At 36.1% G+C, this 17,203-nt stretch carries 18 protein-coding genes; 15 read left to right on the plus strand and 3 right to left on the minus strand.

What is annotated here, in order from left to right:
- Positions 1-73: 73 nt before the first annotated feature.
- The 6 genes from ABN763_RS17575 to ABN763_RS17600 all read left to right on the plus strand — a co-directional run bounded on the left by ABN763_RS17575 (position 74) and on the right by ABN763_RS17600 (position 4,914).
- A complete protein-coding gene (locus ABN763_RS17575) occupies positions 74-679 on the plus strand; it encodes an LUD domain-containing protein (RefSeq protein ID WP_410486809.1) in 606 nt (201 codons plus the stop codon).
- A 38-nt stretch (positions 680-717) separates the two neighbouring features.
- The gene (locus ABN763_RS17580) at positions 718-1,521 is read left to right on the plus strand and encodes a phosphatidate cytidylyltransferase (RefSeq protein ID WP_410486810.1); all 804 of its coding nucleotides are present in this window, start codon (positions 718-720) and stop codon (positions 1,519-1,521) included.
- Positions 1,511-2,167 (plus strand): phosphatidylserine decarboxylase family protein, encoded by a 657-nt coding sequence (locus ABN763_RS17585; protein ID WP_410486811.1) that lies wholly within the window; start codon positions 1,511-1,513, stop codon positions 2,165-2,167. Before ABN763_RS17580 ends, ABN763_RS17585 begins: the two co-directional genes overlap by 11 nt.
- A gap of 17 nt (positions 2,168-2,184) precedes the next feature.
- Positions 2,185-2,448 (plus strand): acyl-CoA-binding protein, encoded by a 264-nt coding sequence (locus ABN763_RS17590; RefSeq protein WP_410486812.1) that lies wholly within the window; start codon positions 2,185-2,187, stop codon positions 2,446-2,448.
- Positions 2,426-3,955, plus strand: a complete 1,530-nt coding sequence (locus tag ABN763_RS17595) for a S8 family serine peptidase (protein ID WP_410486813.1) — start codon at positions 2,426-2,428, stop codon at positions 3,953-3,955. The genes ABN763_RS17590 and ABN763_RS17595 overlap by 23 nt, the downstream gene beginning before the upstream one ends.
- 194 nt (positions 3,956-4,149) lie before the next feature.
- Positions 4,150-4,914 (plus strand): hypothetical protein, encoded by a 765-nt coding sequence (locus ABN763_RS17600; protein WP_410486814.1) that lies wholly within the window; start codon positions 4,150-4,152, stop codon positions 4,912-4,914.
- Between the two features lies 1 nt (position 4,915).
- Here ABN763_RS17600 and ABN763_RS17605 read toward each other — a convergent pair whose 3' ends face one another.
- Entirely contained in the window at positions 4,916-7,549 is a 2,634-nt protein-coding gene (locus ABN763_RS17605; RefSeq protein WP_410486815.1) for a valine--tRNA ligase, read from the minus strand.
- Positions 7,550-7,679: 130 nt separating this feature from the next.
- Between ABN763_RS17605 and ABN763_RS17610 the strand changes: the two genes are divergently transcribed.
- Complete coding sequence (locus ABN763_RS17610; RefSeq protein WP_410486816.1) at positions 7,680-8,078, plus strand: DUF1573 domain-containing protein; 399 nt, start codon at positions 7,680-7,682, stop codon at positions 8,076-8,078.
- Between the two features lie 49 nt (positions 8,079-8,127).
- Here the strand turns inward: ABN763_RS17610 and ABN763_RS17615 are convergent, their stop codons facing one another.
- Positions 8,128-9,471: a PDZ domain-containing protein gene (locus ABN763_RS17615; protein WP_410486817.1), complete on the minus strand. Its 1,344-nt coding sequence runs from the start codon at positions 9,469-9,471 to the stop codon at positions 8,128-8,130.
- Positions 9,472-9,627: 156 nt separating this feature from the next.
- On the opposite strand from ABN763_RS17615, the gene ABN763_RS17620 reads away from it, so the two are divergent.
- Complete coding sequence (locus tag ABN763_RS17620) at positions 9,628-10,818, plus strand: pyridoxal phosphate-dependent aminotransferase (RefSeq protein WP_410486818.1); 1,191 nt, start codon at positions 9,628-9,630, stop codon at positions 10,816-10,818.
- A gap of 10 nt (positions 10,819-10,828) precedes the next feature.
- Complete coding sequence (gene murB / locus ABN763_RS17625; RefSeq protein WP_410486819.1) at positions 10,829-11,848, plus strand: UDP-N-acetylmuramate dehydrogenase; 1,020 nt, start codon at positions 10,829-10,831, stop codon at positions 11,846-11,848.
- Positions 11,849-11,998: 150 nt separating this feature from the next.
- Here the strand turns inward: murB and ABN763_RS17630 are convergent, their stop codons facing one another.
- Positions 11,999-12,568, minus strand: a complete 570-nt coding sequence (locus ABN763_RS17630; protein WP_410486820.1) for a fasciclin domain-containing protein — start codon at positions 12,566-12,568, stop codon at positions 11,999-12,001.
- Positions 12,569-12,762: 194 nt separating this feature from the next.
- Here ABN763_RS17630 and ABN763_RS17635 point away from each other — a divergent pair, with 194 nt between their 5' ends.
- The 6 genes from ABN763_RS17635 (at position 12,763) to lipA (ending at position 17,197) form a co-directional block, all read left to right on the plus strand.
- The gene (locus tag ABN763_RS17635) at positions 12,763-13,320 is read left to right on the plus strand and encodes an RNA polymerase sigma factor (RefSeq protein ID WP_410486821.1); all 558 of its coding nucleotides are present in this window, start codon (positions 12,763-12,765) and stop codon (positions 13,318-13,320) included.
- Complete coding sequence (locus ABN763_RS17640; protein ID WP_410486822.1) at positions 13,317-14,075, plus strand: anti-sigma factor domain-containing protein; 759 nt, start codon at positions 13,317-13,319, stop codon at positions 14,073-14,075. The genes ABN763_RS17635 and ABN763_RS17640 overlap by 4 nt, the downstream gene beginning before the upstream one ends.
- A gap of 58 nt (positions 14,076-14,133) precedes the next feature.
- A complete protein-coding gene (locus ABN763_RS17645; RefSeq protein WP_164033052.1) occupies positions 14,134-14,337 on the plus strand; it encodes a membrane or secreted protein in 204 nt (67 codons plus the stop codon).
- A 117-nt stretch (positions 14,338-14,454) separates the two neighbouring features.
- Positions 14,455-15,012 carry an RNA polymerase sigma factor gene (locus tag ABN763_RS17650; protein WP_410486823.1) on the plus strand — a complete coding sequence of 186 codons (558 nt, stop codon included), beginning with the start codon at positions 14,455-14,457 and terminating at the stop codon, positions 15,010-15,012.
- Entirely contained in the window at positions 15,005-16,216 is a 1,212-nt protein-coding gene (locus ABN763_RS17655) for an Nramp family divalent metal transporter (protein WP_410486824.1), read from the plus strand. The genes ABN763_RS17650 and ABN763_RS17655 overlap by 8 nt, the downstream gene beginning before the upstream one ends.
- A 105-nt stretch (positions 16,217-16,321) precedes the next feature.
- Positions 16,322-17,197, plus strand: a complete 876-nt coding sequence (gene lipA, locus ABN763_RS17660; protein WP_410486825.1) for a lipoyl synthase — start codon at positions 16,322-16,324, stop codon at positions 17,195-17,197.
- Positions 17,198-17,203 lie beyond the last annotated feature (6 nt).

Here is a 17,203-nt window from a genome sequence, read left to right on the forward strand (position 1 = left end):
CCGCCGAGTTTTTCATAGTTTTATATATTAAAGAAAAACTCGGTGATTGCAGAACGCCCCCGTTAGATTAGACATGAATATTTTCAAAAAATTATTCGGATCAAAATCAACATCTCCTAAAGAAGATATTAAGGAGGAACGTGGGAGATATATGCCTGAAGTTAAAATTCCTGCTGATGAAAAATTTACCATCAACTTCAAAAAAAACGGAGGCAAATTTATTTATTGTGACTCCGAAAAGGAAATAGCAGAGGCATTTCAAAATATTTTGCTAGAGAACAAATGGGATGAAAACCAAGTATTTTGTAGTGACCATTCGTTAAGGACAGAATTCAAAAGTTTTAATCTCGATTTCTCTGAAAAAAGCAGCGGATCGAGTTTCTTTTTTTCTAAATGCGAGTATCTTATTGCTGATGAAGGAGGTATTTTATTGTGTTCTAAACAAATAGGAGAAAATCGTCTTCCTAACCTTCCAACCAATGTGGTGATCTATGCTCATACCAGTCAATTAGTTGACACTATTGGCGAAGGACTTCGACTTATCAAAAACAAAGACAAACAAAAATTACCATCAAACATCACGACCATAAAGCACTTCGAAACCAAAAAGGAAAAGGACTTTTTAAGTTATGGGAGTAGCTCAAAAAACCTATATTTGCTGCTACTAGAAGACCTTTAAACAAAGGTACTTACAACTAAACAACGTAGTACACTTAAGTGAAAGAATTAGCAATACGCGCCGTTTCAGGTTTACTGTATATGACTCTTATTATTGGAGCCGTATTACTGTCGAGCAATGCATTTTTATTGGTATTTTTCTTATTTGGCATCATTTGTTTAGTTGAGTTTAATAAACTTGTAAACAACACCTATTCTGCCACTTATTTTATTTTTGCTGCACTGTTTTTTGTCTTTGCATTTGATCCAACAGCAATGCTTTCTCCTTATTTTTTATTGGTACCAACGCTAGTGGCAAATCTATTTTTGATAGTCGATTTATTTAGAGCACAACAACAAAAACTATCTGCAGTAAAAAATTACTTGATATCAACTACCTATATCATCGGCGGGTTCATTTTTGTGTGTTTGCTACCCAGTTATAAGAGCTCATTTAACCCGATGATTATTCTAGGTATTTTTCCGCTAATATGGATTAACGACAGCTTTGCCTATCTCGTGGGAAAAAACTTGGGAAAACACAAGTTATTTGAACGGATTTCTCCTAAAAAAACAATTGAAGGTTTTGTTGGCGGATTAATCTTTAGCTGTATTGCCAGCTATTTTATTGCTAAATTTACAGAAAAGTTTACCACGCCAGTTTGGTTAGTGATCGCGCTAATAATGAGCGTATTTGGCACCATTGGCGATTTAATACAATCAAAGTTCAAACGACAAGCTAAAGTAAAAGACAGCGGTAATATTATGCCAGGGCATGGTGGAGTTTATGATCGCTTGGATAGTATTATTTTTGCAGCGCCGTTTATTTATTTATTTCTTCATATCTGGATGTATGTTTCATAAAGAAGGTTATAAAATTATTTTCATCACTATGCTTGTGGTTGCAGGCATTATTTTTGCAGCAGATGCCTTTATACATATTTTTTGGTTACAAAAATTATTACAAGTTGCTGGCTTGATATTACTCATCCTCATTCTTCAATTTTTTAGAAACCCAAAAAGAAACACGCAGACAAATCAAACCCATATCATCGCTCCTGTAGATGGTAAAGTTGTGGTAATAGAAGAAGTTTTTGAAAAAGAATATTTTAAGGATCAACGGTTACAGGTTTCTATTTTTATGTCTCCAATAAATGTACATGTAACTCGTTATCCAATAAGTGGTCAGGTAAAGTTCAGTAAATATCATCCTGGAAAATATCTGGTAGCTTGGCACCCTAAAGCTTCTGAAGAAAATGAACGTACTACAATTGTAGTAGAAAATGAAACGGTAGGACCCATTTTGTATCGCCAAATTGCAGGGGCACTTGCACGGCGTATCGTTAATTATGCCAAAGAAGATGAACAGGTAATTCAAGGTGCCGATGCTGGTTTTATCAAGTTTGGTTCTAGAGTAGACGTCTTTTTGCCAATAGGAACTAAAGTAAATATGGCCCTTAATCAAAAGGTAAAAGGAGGCGAAGATATAATTGCCATTATTGGAAATTGAACATTCAAAAAGAAATTTTGAGTAGCGCTCAACTAGATACTGATTTTCTAAACACTGTGGACAAACTAAACAACAGTGAAGGTCCGTTTCCTGCTGATTTTTTATTGAGAGCATACGCCTATTACAAACGAGCTACCCAAAATCAAAACCGCCCTGGAAGCAAGAAACCGTTGGTTAATGCTTTCAAAGCTAACGCAATGCTTCAAATAAAAGATATGACTGAAGATGAAGCAAAACAAGCATACATCGAATTAGTTAATGACTACTTCAACAATAAATAGGCTTCTTTATGCTATCTTATTGATATTTTCATCGTGTGATGAAAAAAGTGACACCATTCAATCTTCATCCTATTCCAATTGGTATGCCTCTAGTATATCAGTAGATTCCATTCCTGGAATAGGTATCTCTAAAGCATATACAACGCTTAAAAAGAATAGCGATCCTGTTATTATTGCTGTCATTGATACTCCAGTTGACATCTATCATCCGGTATTTAGAAATCGCTTATATATTAACCATGATGAGATACCAGATAATGGGATGGACGATGATAACAATGGGTATACGGACGATATAAATGGCTGGAATTTTCTTGGGTATGATACGAATAAATCTGTTTATTTTATGAATTACGAAATTGTACGACTTATTCGGCAATTAGAAAACTCATCAACAACAGATTCACTTCGATTAAAAAAATTATATAAAGCGTATCAACTTCAAAAAGAAAAAGCACAAAAGCGTTTGAATAAATCAATAGCAGATTTACAGACATTTTATGACGCAAAAGAGGTTTTTCCTAATACCATAAGAGCAAATGGAACCATTGACTCCATTGCCGCAAAAAAAGTTCATGCCAAAAATGAAGAAGAAATTAAATTAAAAAAATTTCTTCTTCGAAACGCCAGAATTGGTCTTTATGAAAAACAGCTTATTCAGTTTAAAACAGGCGGTGAAGGAGAGTTAAACAAATCGCTTAATCCGGCATATGACGACCGTAAAATTGTCATGGGGCACCATATAGTTAATGATTTTGAGAACATGTCGCAACATGCTACACAGGTCGGAGGCTTAATAGCTGAAGCCACTAATGGAGAAATTTTTGATCGACCAAATATTCTAGATATAAAGCTGATGTTTTTATGCACTTCAGGAGTTGGTGATTACCACAATAATGATCTTGCAGCTGCTATACGCTATGCAGTTGATAATGGAGCGAGCGTTATTAATTTAAGCGATAGCAAGCCTAATTCTTTTGACGAAGATCTTGTAACCAGTGCTATTCAATATGCAGCAAAACATGAAGTATTGATTGTTACATCAGCAGGAAACAATAACTTGAATACCGATCTTCCTGAATACAAAAATTATCCGCTAGATTATAGAACTGATTTTAATGAAATTGCAGACAATATGATTGTTGTAGGTGCCAGCACAAATAAGATAGAAAAACCTAAGGCTAGCTTTTCAAATTATGGACAGCAATCAGTAGATATTTTTGCCCCGGGCTCCAAAATAGTGGTGCCGAACGGAGAAACCAATGTACCATATATACGATTAGGAGGAACTTCACTCGCATCAGCCTTAACCTCAGCATCTGCTGCAATTATTATCTCACAATATCCTGACATAACCGCTGGGACACTAAAAAAAGTACTTCTAAAAACCGGAACAGCAATTGATTCTTCAACATTTAAATCCTTTTCAAAATCGGGAAAAATTGTTAACCTTCACAAAGCACTAAACTACCTTCAGGAAAAAACCAACAACTATAAAAACTTATAAGAAACACATCCTATTTCTAGCCATCTAAAACACTATCAAATGTTAAATCACTACAATACTTAGTAGTTTTTAGCCTTATATACCTTTGAATTTGAACAAAATCCATAATTCTTTTATACCTTAGAAAAAAAATTGCTATCAAACGTTATCATTTCATATATCTATATTGGAATAATATAGCCAATAGATTAAGTGTGTATTGTTCCATTTTAATCTTGATTGTTACCTCATGTAATACAGACGATCGAGATGGAATGACCGAAAATATCTGTGCATTAAGCCAGATTGATGATGGTATCAGGATACTTGAGTATAAGTATAATATTACTGGTGATCTGTTTAGAATTAATGTCTATCCATCTCCATTACCTGAGAACACCAACCCTGCGGCTTCCTTTTTCAGATCTCAAATTACTAAGGACTCTATTATTGTAGGGGTAATGCAAAATTTAGTAACCAACGGTCGCGTGCTAATAAGTGCTAAATATGAAAATGATTTGCTACTAGAGGTTAAGCGTTTCTATGCCTCGGGAAACACAAACAATTTTAGATTTGAGTATGAAGGAGCTTCTGTAACTGTTTTTTTAAGTTTTACAGAAAACAATACAACAACAAATTTAGAAAGAGGCCTGTATACATTTGATACCAATCAGAATATTATAGCCTTCGACCGATACGTATTTGATGTTAACAATCAGGAGGTATTGTTGGGCTCCATAGATTACGAGTATGAACCCGACGCTTTCAACCCTAGAAAAGCGTTGTTATTCCCTACCTTTTTTGAACAAAATTTACCAGATGCCAGTTTCTTTTCTACAGATAGTGCTTCCAAAAAAACAATCGGAGAAAGTGCCATTAATTTCAGCATTGAAACAAATGAAAATGACAAGGTTAATGTAATAACTGATCTAACCAACTTCGAAACTGAAATATACAGCTATTTGAATTGTAACGAATAAGTTATTTCAAGCCAGCCAAACTCGACTTAATCATTTCAATTTTTGCTATAGCATCAGCTTCTTTCTTTTTCTCACTTGCTACAACAGCCTCTGGTGCATTATTTACAAAACGTTCGTTAGACAGTTTCTTCTGCACAGATTTCAAAAAGCCTTCCGTATAGCTCAGCTCTTCTGTCAGTTTTGCAATCTCTTCATCAACATTTACAGCTCCAGCCATTGGAATGAAATACTCGCTAGACTGAACTCTAAATGATAATGCGCCACCAACTTTTTCTGTTACGTAATCGAGCGCATCAACATTACCCAGCTTTTTTATAACCGAATCAAAAGTTGTATCAACAGTATCATTATTTAAAATAGAAAGGTTGATGCTGTTTTTCATAGCAATATTTTTCTGTTTTCGAATAGTCCGAATACCGGAAACCACTTCGGCTGCTGTTTTAAATCCTTTCAACAACTCGGTATCTATAGTCTCTTGTTTAGGCCATTCAGCAACGATCAAGGCTTCTTCCGGAGTACGGTCTTTAATAAATTGCCATACTTCCTCCGTTAAAAATGGCATGAATGGATGCAGAATTCTTAAATTATCTTCAAGTAACGCAACCACGGCTTCTAATGTTGTTTTATCTATTGGTTGTTGATAGCCAGGCTTGACCATTTCTAACAACCAAGAGCAGAAATCATCCCAAACTAACTTGTAAGTCGTCATTAGTGCATCACTAATTCGGTATTTTGAAAAATGATCCTCTATTTCCGCTAAAGCTTCCTGAAATTTACTTTGATACCATTTAATGGCCACTTTTGACGCTTCTGGCTGTGGAATATTCGAGTCAACTCCCCAACCTTTTATCAAACGAAATGCATTCCAAATTTTATTCGCAAATTGTTTTCCTTGTTGGCAAAGTGCTTCATCGAACATTAGATCATTCCCAGCCGCAGAACTTAACAATAATCCTACTCGTACACCATCGGCCCCAAAATCTTCAATAAGCTTCAACGCATCAGGTGAATTACCTAAGGATTTCGACATTTTGCGACGTTGCTTATCACGCACCAGACCGGTTAAATACACATTATTAAATGGTCTTTCACCTTTAAATTCATATCCCGCTACAATCATTCTAGCAACCCAGAAAAACAATATATCGGGGCCTGTTACCAAATCGTTTGTTGGGTAATAATATTTTGCTTCTTCATTATCAGGGTTTCTAATACCATCAAACAAGCTAATTGGCCACAACCAAGCTGAAAACCAAGTATCAACCACATCAGGATCTTGTTTTAGATCGTTTGCTGATAAATTGGCATTTCCGCTCCTTTCTTGCGCGAGCTTTAATGCGTCTTCCTTCGTTTCAGCTACTACAAAGTCATCTTTACCGTCACCAAAATAATAAGCAGGTATTTGTTGTCCCCACCACAGTTGTCGCGAGATATTCCAATCCCGAATATTCTCCATCCAATGACGGTAGGTGTTGTTGAATCGCTTAGGAAATAATTTTACATCTTCAGTTTCTAAAACAGCATTCAATGCTGGTTTCGAAAGCTCTTTCATACTCAAAAACCACTGATCTGACAATCGGGGTTCAATAACTGCTTTTGTACGCTCTGATGTACCAACTTTATTTAAATGGTCTTCCGTTTTAATTAGAATACCAAGTTCTTCTAATTCTTTAGCAACCGCTTTTCTAGCAACAAAACGGTCCTGACCTTCAAATTGCAACCCATAACTATTTAAGCTAGCATCTTCATTAAAAATATCGACAACTTCTAGTTGATGCTTATCACCCAGTACTTTGTCATTTTCATCATGTGCAGGTGTCACCTTCAGACATCCTGTACCGAATTCAACATCAACGTATTCATCCTCAATAATGGGCACTACCCTATTACATATGGGCACAATCGCTTTTTTACCTTTTAAATGAGTAAAACGCTCATCATTTGGATTTATACAGATTGCAGTATCACCAAAAATGGTCTCCGGTCTTGTGGTTGCAATGGTTAACGTATCGCTACTTCCTTCTATTTTGTAAGAAATATAGTATAGTTTACCCTGACGCTCCTCATAATTAACTTCTTCATCAGACAATGTGGTCCTTGCTTCTGGATCCCAATTAACCATCCGATATCCTCGGTAGATAAGTCCTTTGTTATATAAATCAACAAAAACCTTAATCACCGCCTCCGACATATCGTCATCCATCGTAAATTTTGTACGATCCCAATCACAAGAGGCACCCAACTTCTTCAATTGTTCCAAAATAATCCCACCGTGTTTGTCAGTCCACTCCCAAGCATGTTTTAGGAATTCTTCTCTGGTAAGGTCGTTTTTATTAATTCCCTCCGACTTAAGCTTAGCAACAACTTTAGCTTCCGTTGCAATACTAGCATGGTCCATTCCCGGAACCCAACAAGCATTATAGCCCTTTAACCGAGCGCGACGAATCAGTACATCTTGAATAGTATTATTCAACATATGTCCCATATGAAGAATTCCTGTCACATTTGGTGGAGGAATAACAATAGTATATGGCTCTTTGTCATTGGGTTCTGAATGAAAAAAATTATGCTTCATCCAGTAGCTATACCACTTATCTTCAACACTTAGTGCATCATATTTTGCAGGGATATCCATATGTTTGGAACGGTTTTTGTCCTAAGAGGGCAAAAGTACTTATTATCCATAAAAATGTAAAAGAAAACGAATATTTTGCAGAATGTGTATAAAGTACCTAAATTTGAAATTCACCTAAATCTGTTTTAAGATGAAAAAGTATGTAGCTTTTATGCTAATTGCCTTTGTAGCTTTTGCTGCAACTGCACAAGAAAAAATGGCCAAGATCGAATTCAAAACGGAAGTTATCGATTATGGCGAAATTGCAAAAGGAAGTGACGGCCTTCGCACTTTTGAATTCACCAACACAGGTAATGCCCCTTTGGTTGTTACCAAAGTGATTTCAAGTTGTGGCTGTACAATTCCTAAAAAACCGGAAGAACCAATTGCACCTGGTGACACAGGAATTATTGAAGTAAAATACAACACGCAAAAGGTTGGTCCTATTAGAAGAACTATTACCGTATTATCAAATGCTGACGAACCAACAAAAGCATTAAAAATTAAAGGAAAAGTTCTTGCTGCAGAAGGAGCAGCTAATAAGAGTTAAGAATTAACTTTCTAAGTATAATAAACCCTGACTTGAACGTCGGGGTTTTTTATATCAAGGACTTTAACACCAAATCAAATCGCATTCTAACGCCATTACGCTCCACTAAAAGTCTTATCTTCTTTCCGGCCTTACCTTGAAGCATACTGGTCACTTCCTGTAAGTTATATTGATATGTGGGTTTATTATTAACCTTAATAATAATATCTCCTTCTTGAAGCCCCGCAAAATCAGCAGGAGATCCTTTTCTTAGGTCCACCACTTTAAAATTAGGCACTTGACTTAATCGCATGACATCTCTAAAATGAACCGTGATTTCTCCACCGGCTTTATCAGAGCGTTCGGGAATTCTTGTTAATGCCGAGGTGATTTCTTTTATAAGTCTATTACCTTGATATTCAATTTCAATACCGCTCATATTGTATTGAAAGGGTTTTTTAAAATTTCCGTTTTTCTTAAACCTAAGAGTACCTCCCTGATAGTCGTATACCAGATTAAATCGCTTCAGCACCTCACCACCTACACTGCCGTTCCTTTTAAAGTTTGTTCGCATTAGTTGAGTGGTAATCGAATCTGGAAATGCAACTTTTGCGCCATGCAATTTATTTCCTGCTAAATTTAGGTAGGTAAGTTTCGCACGCTCACCGTAAATTGAACCACCAAGGCCCTTACCTAAAAAGTCAGTATACCTTTTTTTAGGTACGTTAATGTTTTTTTCTTCATTTTTAAACAGCCATACAGCATCACTACTACCTGTATCTACTAATAAATGAGCCTGCACCTCTTCTTTATTTTCAATAACTACTTTTGTGTCGACATAAGGCTTCTTTTTGAACAAGGTAAGCGGAATTTCTTCGCACTTTTTGCACTTTTTGGCTTTATAGGTTGCTCGATTATGAAACTTTAATCGCTTTCGGGAATAATTAACTTCAACAATAAAATCCTTAAATAGATCGTAGCCAATGATTCCGTGAATAGTCATTCCTAATCTTGGGGAAAAGTCAATACTTTCGTCTAAGACCACAAAAAGTTCTTGACTTGGATTATAAAGTCCTTTCAATTCAAAAGTATTACCCATTGACTGCAATGCCTCTACTGGTCTGTCGCTACCCAGTCCTCTAATACTTATTGGTGTTATATTGTTTATTTGAATAGAATCCTTATCATTCAAATTAAACAAAATAGGTTTGCTAACTCCAGTATCCAGAATAAAAGATAGACTGGTTCCATTAACTTCAACTGGTATAACTATAAGGTTATTGATCAGTTGAAACGGAATCGTCGTACTTTTTTGATTTTGGGTAATTCCAAAGCGTGTTTGTGCCGAAGAAAAAATGAAACATAGCAATCCTGCAATAAGAAAAACACGCTTATTAAATGGGAGATTTTTCATGCTTAAAACTGCTGTATTCCTTTTCAATTTAGGAAATACGAGCTTTAATTACAATTATTTAACAAAAGCCTATGAAAAACTGCGGAGGATAAATGGTATTTTTTGATCGTACTTTTTGAATATATTTCGCAATTTTGCAGCAATAAAAAAGAAGCGATGCCACAATTATCTGCTAAAGGCTTACAAATGCCTGAATCTCCAATACGAAAATTGGTCCCTTTTGCTGAAGCTGCCAAAAAAAAAGGGCGAACCGTTTACCATTTAAACATTGGGCAGCCAGATATTAAAACTCCAAAAGTAGCTATGGATGCGGTAAAAAACAGCACTATTGATGTTTTAGCATACAGCCGTTCAGAAGGTTCAGAAGAATATCGTACGAAAATCGCTGCATATTACGCTTCACACGACCTACCGGTGAAGGCAGATGATATTATTGTAACTACTGGTGGTAGTGAGGCATTGTTGTTTGCAATGGGAAGTATCACCGATCCCGGTGATGAAGTGATCATCCCTGAACCGTTTTATGCCAATTATAATGGTTTTGCTACAGCATCTGGTGTTAAAGTAGTACCGGTAGTTTCAAAGTTCGAGAATAATTTTGCGTTACCACCCATTGAGGAATTTGAAAAATTAATCACTAACAAAACAAAGGCCATCTTAATATGTAACCCCGGAAACCCTACGGGCTATCTATATACAGAAGAGGAAATAAACAAACTGGCTACAATCGTCAAAAAACATGATTTGTTTCTAATTGCTGATGAAGTCTATCGCGAATTTGCATACGATGGCTTACAACATTATTCTGTTTTAAAAGATAACAGTCTAAAAGACTATGCGATTGTTATCGACTCCGTCTCTAAACGATATAGCATGTGCGGAGCCCGAATTGGCTGCATTGTTTCGCGAAACAAATCGCTTATCCAAACTGCCTTGAAATTTGCCCAGGCCAGATTAAGCCCACCAACGTTGGCACAAATTGCAAGTGAAGCAGCATTAGATACTCCGCAAAGTTATTTTGATGATGTCAAAGCTGAATACACTGACCGTAGGAATACGCTAGTAAATGCACTAGAAAAAATTGATGGTGTGCAAGTAGCAAAACCAAATGGGGCATTTTATTGTATTGCACAACTACCGGTGAATGATGCTGAAGATTTTGCACGATGGATATTAGAAGAATATAATCACAACAATGAAACCATAATGGTTGCTCCGGCAGCGGGATTTTATTCATCAAAAGGAATGGGTAAAAATGAAGTGCGAATTGCCTATGTTTTGGAAGAAGAAAAATTAGTGCGAGCTGCAGAAATATTGCGACACGCCTTAGATGCATATCCTAACTAAAAAAAATTCTTTGCATAGTTATATACAACAAAACATTTCTTTAAAAAACTTCAACACATTTGGCATCGATGTAAATGCTAAGTATTTTGTTTCGGTTAACAATGTAGCGCAACTAAAAGAAGTACTTCAATTAGATCATTATCCTGATAAATTTGTCTTAGGTGGGGGAAGTAATATGCTACTTACTAAGGATATTGATACGTTGGTAATTCACATCAATATTAAAGGAAAGGACATTTTAAAGCAGGATAACGATCATGTCGTAGTGCGTTGCATGGCGGGTGAAAACTGGCATGATTTTGTACTTTGGTCAATTGATCATGATTTTGGCGGCTTAGAAAATATGTCGCTTATTCCCGGTAATGTAGGTACTGCACCCATCCAGAATATTGGCGCCTATGGCACGGAGTTAAAAGATACCTTTTTACAATGCAAAGCAATTGAACTTAGTACCGGAAAAACAAGAGTATTTTCAAATCACGATTGTAAGTTCGGTTACCGAAATTCTATTTTCAAAAATGAATTGAAGGGGAAATACATTATTTGCTCGGTAGATTTTAAACTAACTACCGGTTCACATACTGTTAAAACTTCTTACGGAGCTATTGAATCTGAACTTCAAAAAAATGCCATTACTAATCCTTCTATAAAAGATGTAAGTAATGCGGTAATCGCCATACGCCAATCGAAACTTCCAGATCCAAAAGAACTTGGAAATAGCGGAAGTTTTTTTAAGAACCCAATAGTTTCTAAAACAGTTTTTCGTGCATTTATCACAAAACATCCCGATGCCCCTTATTATACAGTTTCAGAATCTGAAGTAAAAATCCCTGCAGGATGGCTTATCGAACAAGCGGGTTTTAAGGGAAAACGCTTTGGCGATGCTGGTGTACATAGAAATCAGGCATTGGTTTTAGTAAATTACGGAAAAGCTAGCGGTCATGAAATCTGGGAACTTGCCAAAAAAATCAAGCGCTCTGTAAAAGAGGAATTCGGTATTGATATTGAAGCTGAGGTTAATGTGATCTAGATAGTTAAAGGGTTGGTATTTTTTAAACATGCCAAGCCAACAACTTTGCTTTAACCTTTACATTGCGTAGTACTGGTGTTATAAATGCGCAACAATAAAAATCCCCACCAGAATGGCGGGGATTTTCCAACTAAACTAACCTAAAACAAATTATTCTGGAAGAACAACTGCATCGATGATATGAATAACTCCGTTTGAAGCCACCACATCTGTTTTGGTAATGGTTGCCTTACCACCTTTTGCATCGGTCAAAATTGCATTTCCGTTTTCAAGGCTTATTTGCAATTTTTGACCATTTACGGTGGTCACATTGTAGACACCATTGTTATCTTCTAAAGCTTTAATCAAATTAACGGCAAGTACTTTAGTCGCTACCACATGGTAGGTGAGTACATTTCGTAATTGCTGCTTATTCTCCTTTCTTAATAGATTCTCTACCGTACCAGCCGGTAACTTACCAAAACCGCTATTTAGGGGAGCAAAAACAGTAAATGGACCTTTACCTTTTAAGGTATTATCTAAACCTACTGCTTTTAAAGCGGTAACCAGTGTACTAAACTCATCAATATTCGAAGCAATGTCGACAATATCTAAATCCCTTTTTGCAGGATAATTCATTGCTAAATCGGCACTTCCAATATCGTTATAATCAATCTGCGCCAACGTTGGTGCAGTGAAAACGAATGTTAATGCCACAATCAAAAAAGACCTCAATTTCATAATTTTAGGTTTTTAATTAATAAATTTGGCCAATACTCGTTTAAATAAATACGTCACTATAAACGTGTTTGGATTTTTTAAAGACTATTAATTTTTTGTTAACAACATCTCCCATCAATATTTATTGATAATCAGCATCTAACATTTAATAATAACCTTTATTTTTAAGCACTATTAAACCATAAAAGCCTAATATGAGCACATTTTTAGAAGCTCACATTGTACAACTATTAAGTGAAGAAGACGAAAGAGCTGTCGGACTCATTTATGATAATTATGCCGATACTTTATATGGTGTTGCATATAAAATCACTAAAGACGATGCGCTTGCGCAAGATGCGCTACAAGAAAGTTTTGTAAAAATTTGGAAAAAGGCGGCCTCATATGATGCAAAAAAAGCCAAACTTTTTACTTGGCTATTCAGAATAACGCGCAATACTGCCATAGATAAACTACGAAGTGCAAATTTACGCGATGACCGGGAAGTCCAAATCGATATTTCAGACGTATATAATTTAGGTACAACCAGCCTTAAACCAGAACATCTGGATGTAAAACAACATATTGGCAATCTTGATGAGAAGTACCAAGAGGTGTTAAACGCCCTATTTTTTGAAGGTATGACACATCAAGAAGCTAGTGAAGCGCTTGACGTACCATTAGGTACTGTCAAGTCTAGATTGAAAATTGGATTAAGAGAACTTAGAAAAGTTTACAACAGTGTTGTATTGTTTTTAATACTAGTACTATGAAAGAAACTATTACTACTTTTTTGGCGGGTGACGCCTTAGAAAAATATATTCTGGGCACCTGCACTGACGCAGAAGCAGCTCAAGTTGAGCATTACATTGACATATACCCTGAGGTAAAAGATCAATATGACACCCTTCAGGATAGCATTGAGAACTTTGCGAAAATGCACGCTCGAAAAGCACCTGTCGAACTTCGCGATAAAATTATGGCCGATATTAATACCACTAAACATGCGCCTAAAACCTATTGGACGCAAATAGCGGTGGCCGCAAGTGTTATTTTTGCTGCACTTTCTGTTTTCTTATACACAAAACAAAATAGTTTATTAGAAGAAAACAATGCCATTTCTCAAGAAATGCGTGATTTGAAACTATCTATTGAGCAAAGTAATACGCGTATAAGCTCTTTGCAAAATGAGTTGAACATGCTTAACAATCCAGATACTAAAAAGTACGTACTAAATGGGAATGAAAAAGCACGTAAACTTCAAACAGTTGCTTATATTAACTCGAAAGAGCGTTTGTCTTTAATCAATGTCCTTGATCTACCAGATTTACCGGAAGAAAAATGCTACCAAATGTGGGCAAATGTGGATGGTGAAATGGTCAGCCTTGGTATTTTGGAAATCAATGATAATAAGCTGCAAAATATGCCATATAAGGAAAATGCGCTTAGCTACAATATTACCATTGAACCAAAAGGGGGTAATAAAAAACCTACCGAAGAAAACACTGTTGCTAATATTGCTTTTTAAGAAGCAATTAGCGTTTAGATTATTACTGTTTTAGTACCTTTGCACAAATTATCTACGGATGAAGTTACTTTTAATTACAACAGTATTACTTGGTCTAGCTTTTGCGGGCATCGCGATTAAAATATGGGCTAAAAAAGATGGAAAATTTGCTGGAACTTGCGCAAGCCAAAATCCGTTTCTAAACAAAGAAGGAGAATCATGTTCATTTTGTGGCAAGTCGCCAGATGAATTTGATAGTTGTGCAAAACCCCAACACAATTAAGAACATATCAATTTTGATCAATGATATTTTAAACCCCGTTTTTCGGGGTTTTTGTTTATAATGATATTTCATGTATTTAGTTATCTTTAACCAAATACTTAGGTCAATAAAAATCCGTTGAAAGTAGCTCAAGCAATTACAGACGCAAAAAAAGGTGATCAGATTGCCTTTAATTTTCTTTTAGACACTTTCTGGAATAGCGTTTACAATTTTCAATTAAAACGAATTAAAAATGAAAATGACGCCGAGGATGTTACCATTAGGACATTCTCAAAAGCCTTTGATCGCATCGATACTTTTGATGAGCGCTACAAATTTGAGACTTGGCTTATTACCATTTCGAAAAACATTCATATCGATTTAATGCGCAAGCAGAATGCATCGATCAATATTGCTACCACGGAAGAACAAGAACAGAAAGCACTTGAAGTTGTTGATGGCTCACCTACCCCAGAAGATAAATTAATCACGGAACAAAACCTAGCGCAACTACTCCAATTTATAAAACAACTGAAACCGGCATATCAACAAATCATTAACCTACGCTATTTTCAAGAACGCAGTTATAAAGAGATAGCTCAAATTTTAAATGAGCCTATGAATAATGTCAAGGTTAAACTATTGCGAGCTAAAAAATTACTAGCTGAAATAATTAATAACTATCAAAATGGTTAAGCAGCTAAAAAAACTGGGGCCGGGCTTGTTGTTTGCTGGTGCTGCCATAGGTGTTTCTCATTTAGTACAATCCACCAGGGCCGGTGCCGATTTTGGTTTTGGTCTAATTTGGGCGTTACTACTAGTAAACCTATTCAAATATCCATTTTTTCAGTTTGGTCCCCGATATGCCATGGCGACGGGTGAAAGTTTGCTTGACGGGTACAAAAAACTTGGCAAAGGAGTTTTACTGTTATATACCATACTCACATTAGCAACGATGTTTACCATACAAACTGCCGTTACCATCGTTACTGCAGGGATTGCAACACAACTATTCGGCATGGGTGATATTGTAATATGGAGCATTATCATCACCTTTATATGTCTACTCATTTTGTTAATCGGGAAATACCAATTACTCGACAAAGCGATTAAAGTAATCATTATTATTCTTACAATAAGCACTTTAATTGCTGTTTTCGCCGCAATTTTCAGATCAGAAAAGCCAATTTCGCTAGCTCAAAGTTTCCCAACTACAGAAGCAGGAATTATATTCTTAATCGCATTTATGGGATGGATGCCCGCGCCTTTAGATATTTCAATTTGGCATTCACTTTGGGCGGTAGAAAAAAAGAAAGAAACCACAGATTTTTCTCCAAAAAACGCGCTTTTCGATTTTAACCTTGGTTACATCACGACCGTTATTTTAGGAATCGCCTTTGTATCTCTTGGCGCATTGGTGATGTTTGGTAGCGGGGAAACTTTTTCGAATCAGGGTGCAGTTTTTGCAGGTCAACTTATCAATTTATACACCAATAGCCTTGGTGATACCTTATATATTATTATTGCAATTGCTGCACTGACAACAATGTTCAGCACCACACTAACAACTTTAGATGCCTCGCCTAGAGCAATGAACAAATCCATTGAATTATTTCAAAATAAAACTATAAAGTCTGGCTATCTTGTATGGATTTTAGTTTTAGCTGGCGGTACTAGTGTCATTCTAGCGTTTTTCCTATCGGAAATGGGAATGCTGGTTAAAATTGCTACCATTCTTTCCTTTATAACAGCACCCTTTTATGCTATTGTCAATTTTGTATTAATTAGTGGCAAACACACTCCTAAAGAATGGCGTCCTTCAATAGTAATCAAAATCATTAGTTATTTGGGAATAGTCTTTTTATTAGGATTTAGTATTTGGTATATTACTATTATCTAATGCACAAGTTATTCTACTTGTTTTACCTGACCACAAATTCATAACGATGATCTTGTGTTTCACTTCAATCACTGTTTCGTATCTTTGTAAAACAAAAATTGATCTATGAGTACTGATACACTTCAAAGTGTTGCGCCACCAAAAGGAAAACCGAAATGGCTACGGGTAAAACTTCCTACCGGGAAAAAGTATACTGAGCTTCGAGGACTAGTGGACAAGTATAAGTTACATACTATTTGCACCTCTGGTAGTTGCCCAAATATGGGGGAATGCTGGGGAGAAGGAACGGCTACCTTTATGATTCTTGGTAATATTTGCACGCGCTCATGTGGTTTTTGCGGAGTTAAAACAGGAAGACCGGAATCTGTTGATTGGGATGAGCCTGAAAAAGTAGCACGTTCTATAAAGATCATGAATATAAAACATGCTGTTATTACATCGGTCGATCGTGATGACATAAAAGACATGGGGTCGATTATGTGGGCAGAAACAGTAAAGGCAATTCGCCGAATGAATCCTGAAACCACACTTGAAACATTAATACCAGATTTTCAAGGAGTAGAACGTAATATTGATCGTATTGTTGAGGTTGCTCCCGAAGTAGTTTCTCATAATATGGAAACCGTTCGTAGATTAACCCGCGAGGTACGTATTCAAGCAAAGTACGATCGTAGTCTTGATGTGTTGAGATATTTAAAAGATCAAGGTGTAAACCGCACCAAGTCAGGAATTATGTTGGGTCTTGGGGAAGAAGAAGCAGAAGTGATACAGACATTGCACGATTTGAGAGATGCTAATGTTGATGTGGTAACCATCGGACAATATTTACAACCAACAAAGAAACACCTCCCTGTAAAACAATTTATAGTACCTACACAGTTTGAAAAATATAAAGAAATCGGACTAGATCTTGGTTTCAGACATGTAGAAAGTGGTGCTTTGGTAAGATCTTCTTACAAAGCACAAAAACACATTCTATAATCTTAC

It is taken from the genome of Spongiivirga sp. MCCC 1A20706 (assembly GCF_046524175.1).
In the GTDB taxonomy this organism is placed as follows: domain Bacteria; phylum Bacteroidota; class Bacteroidia; order Flavobacteriales; family Flavobacteriaceae; genus Spongiivirga.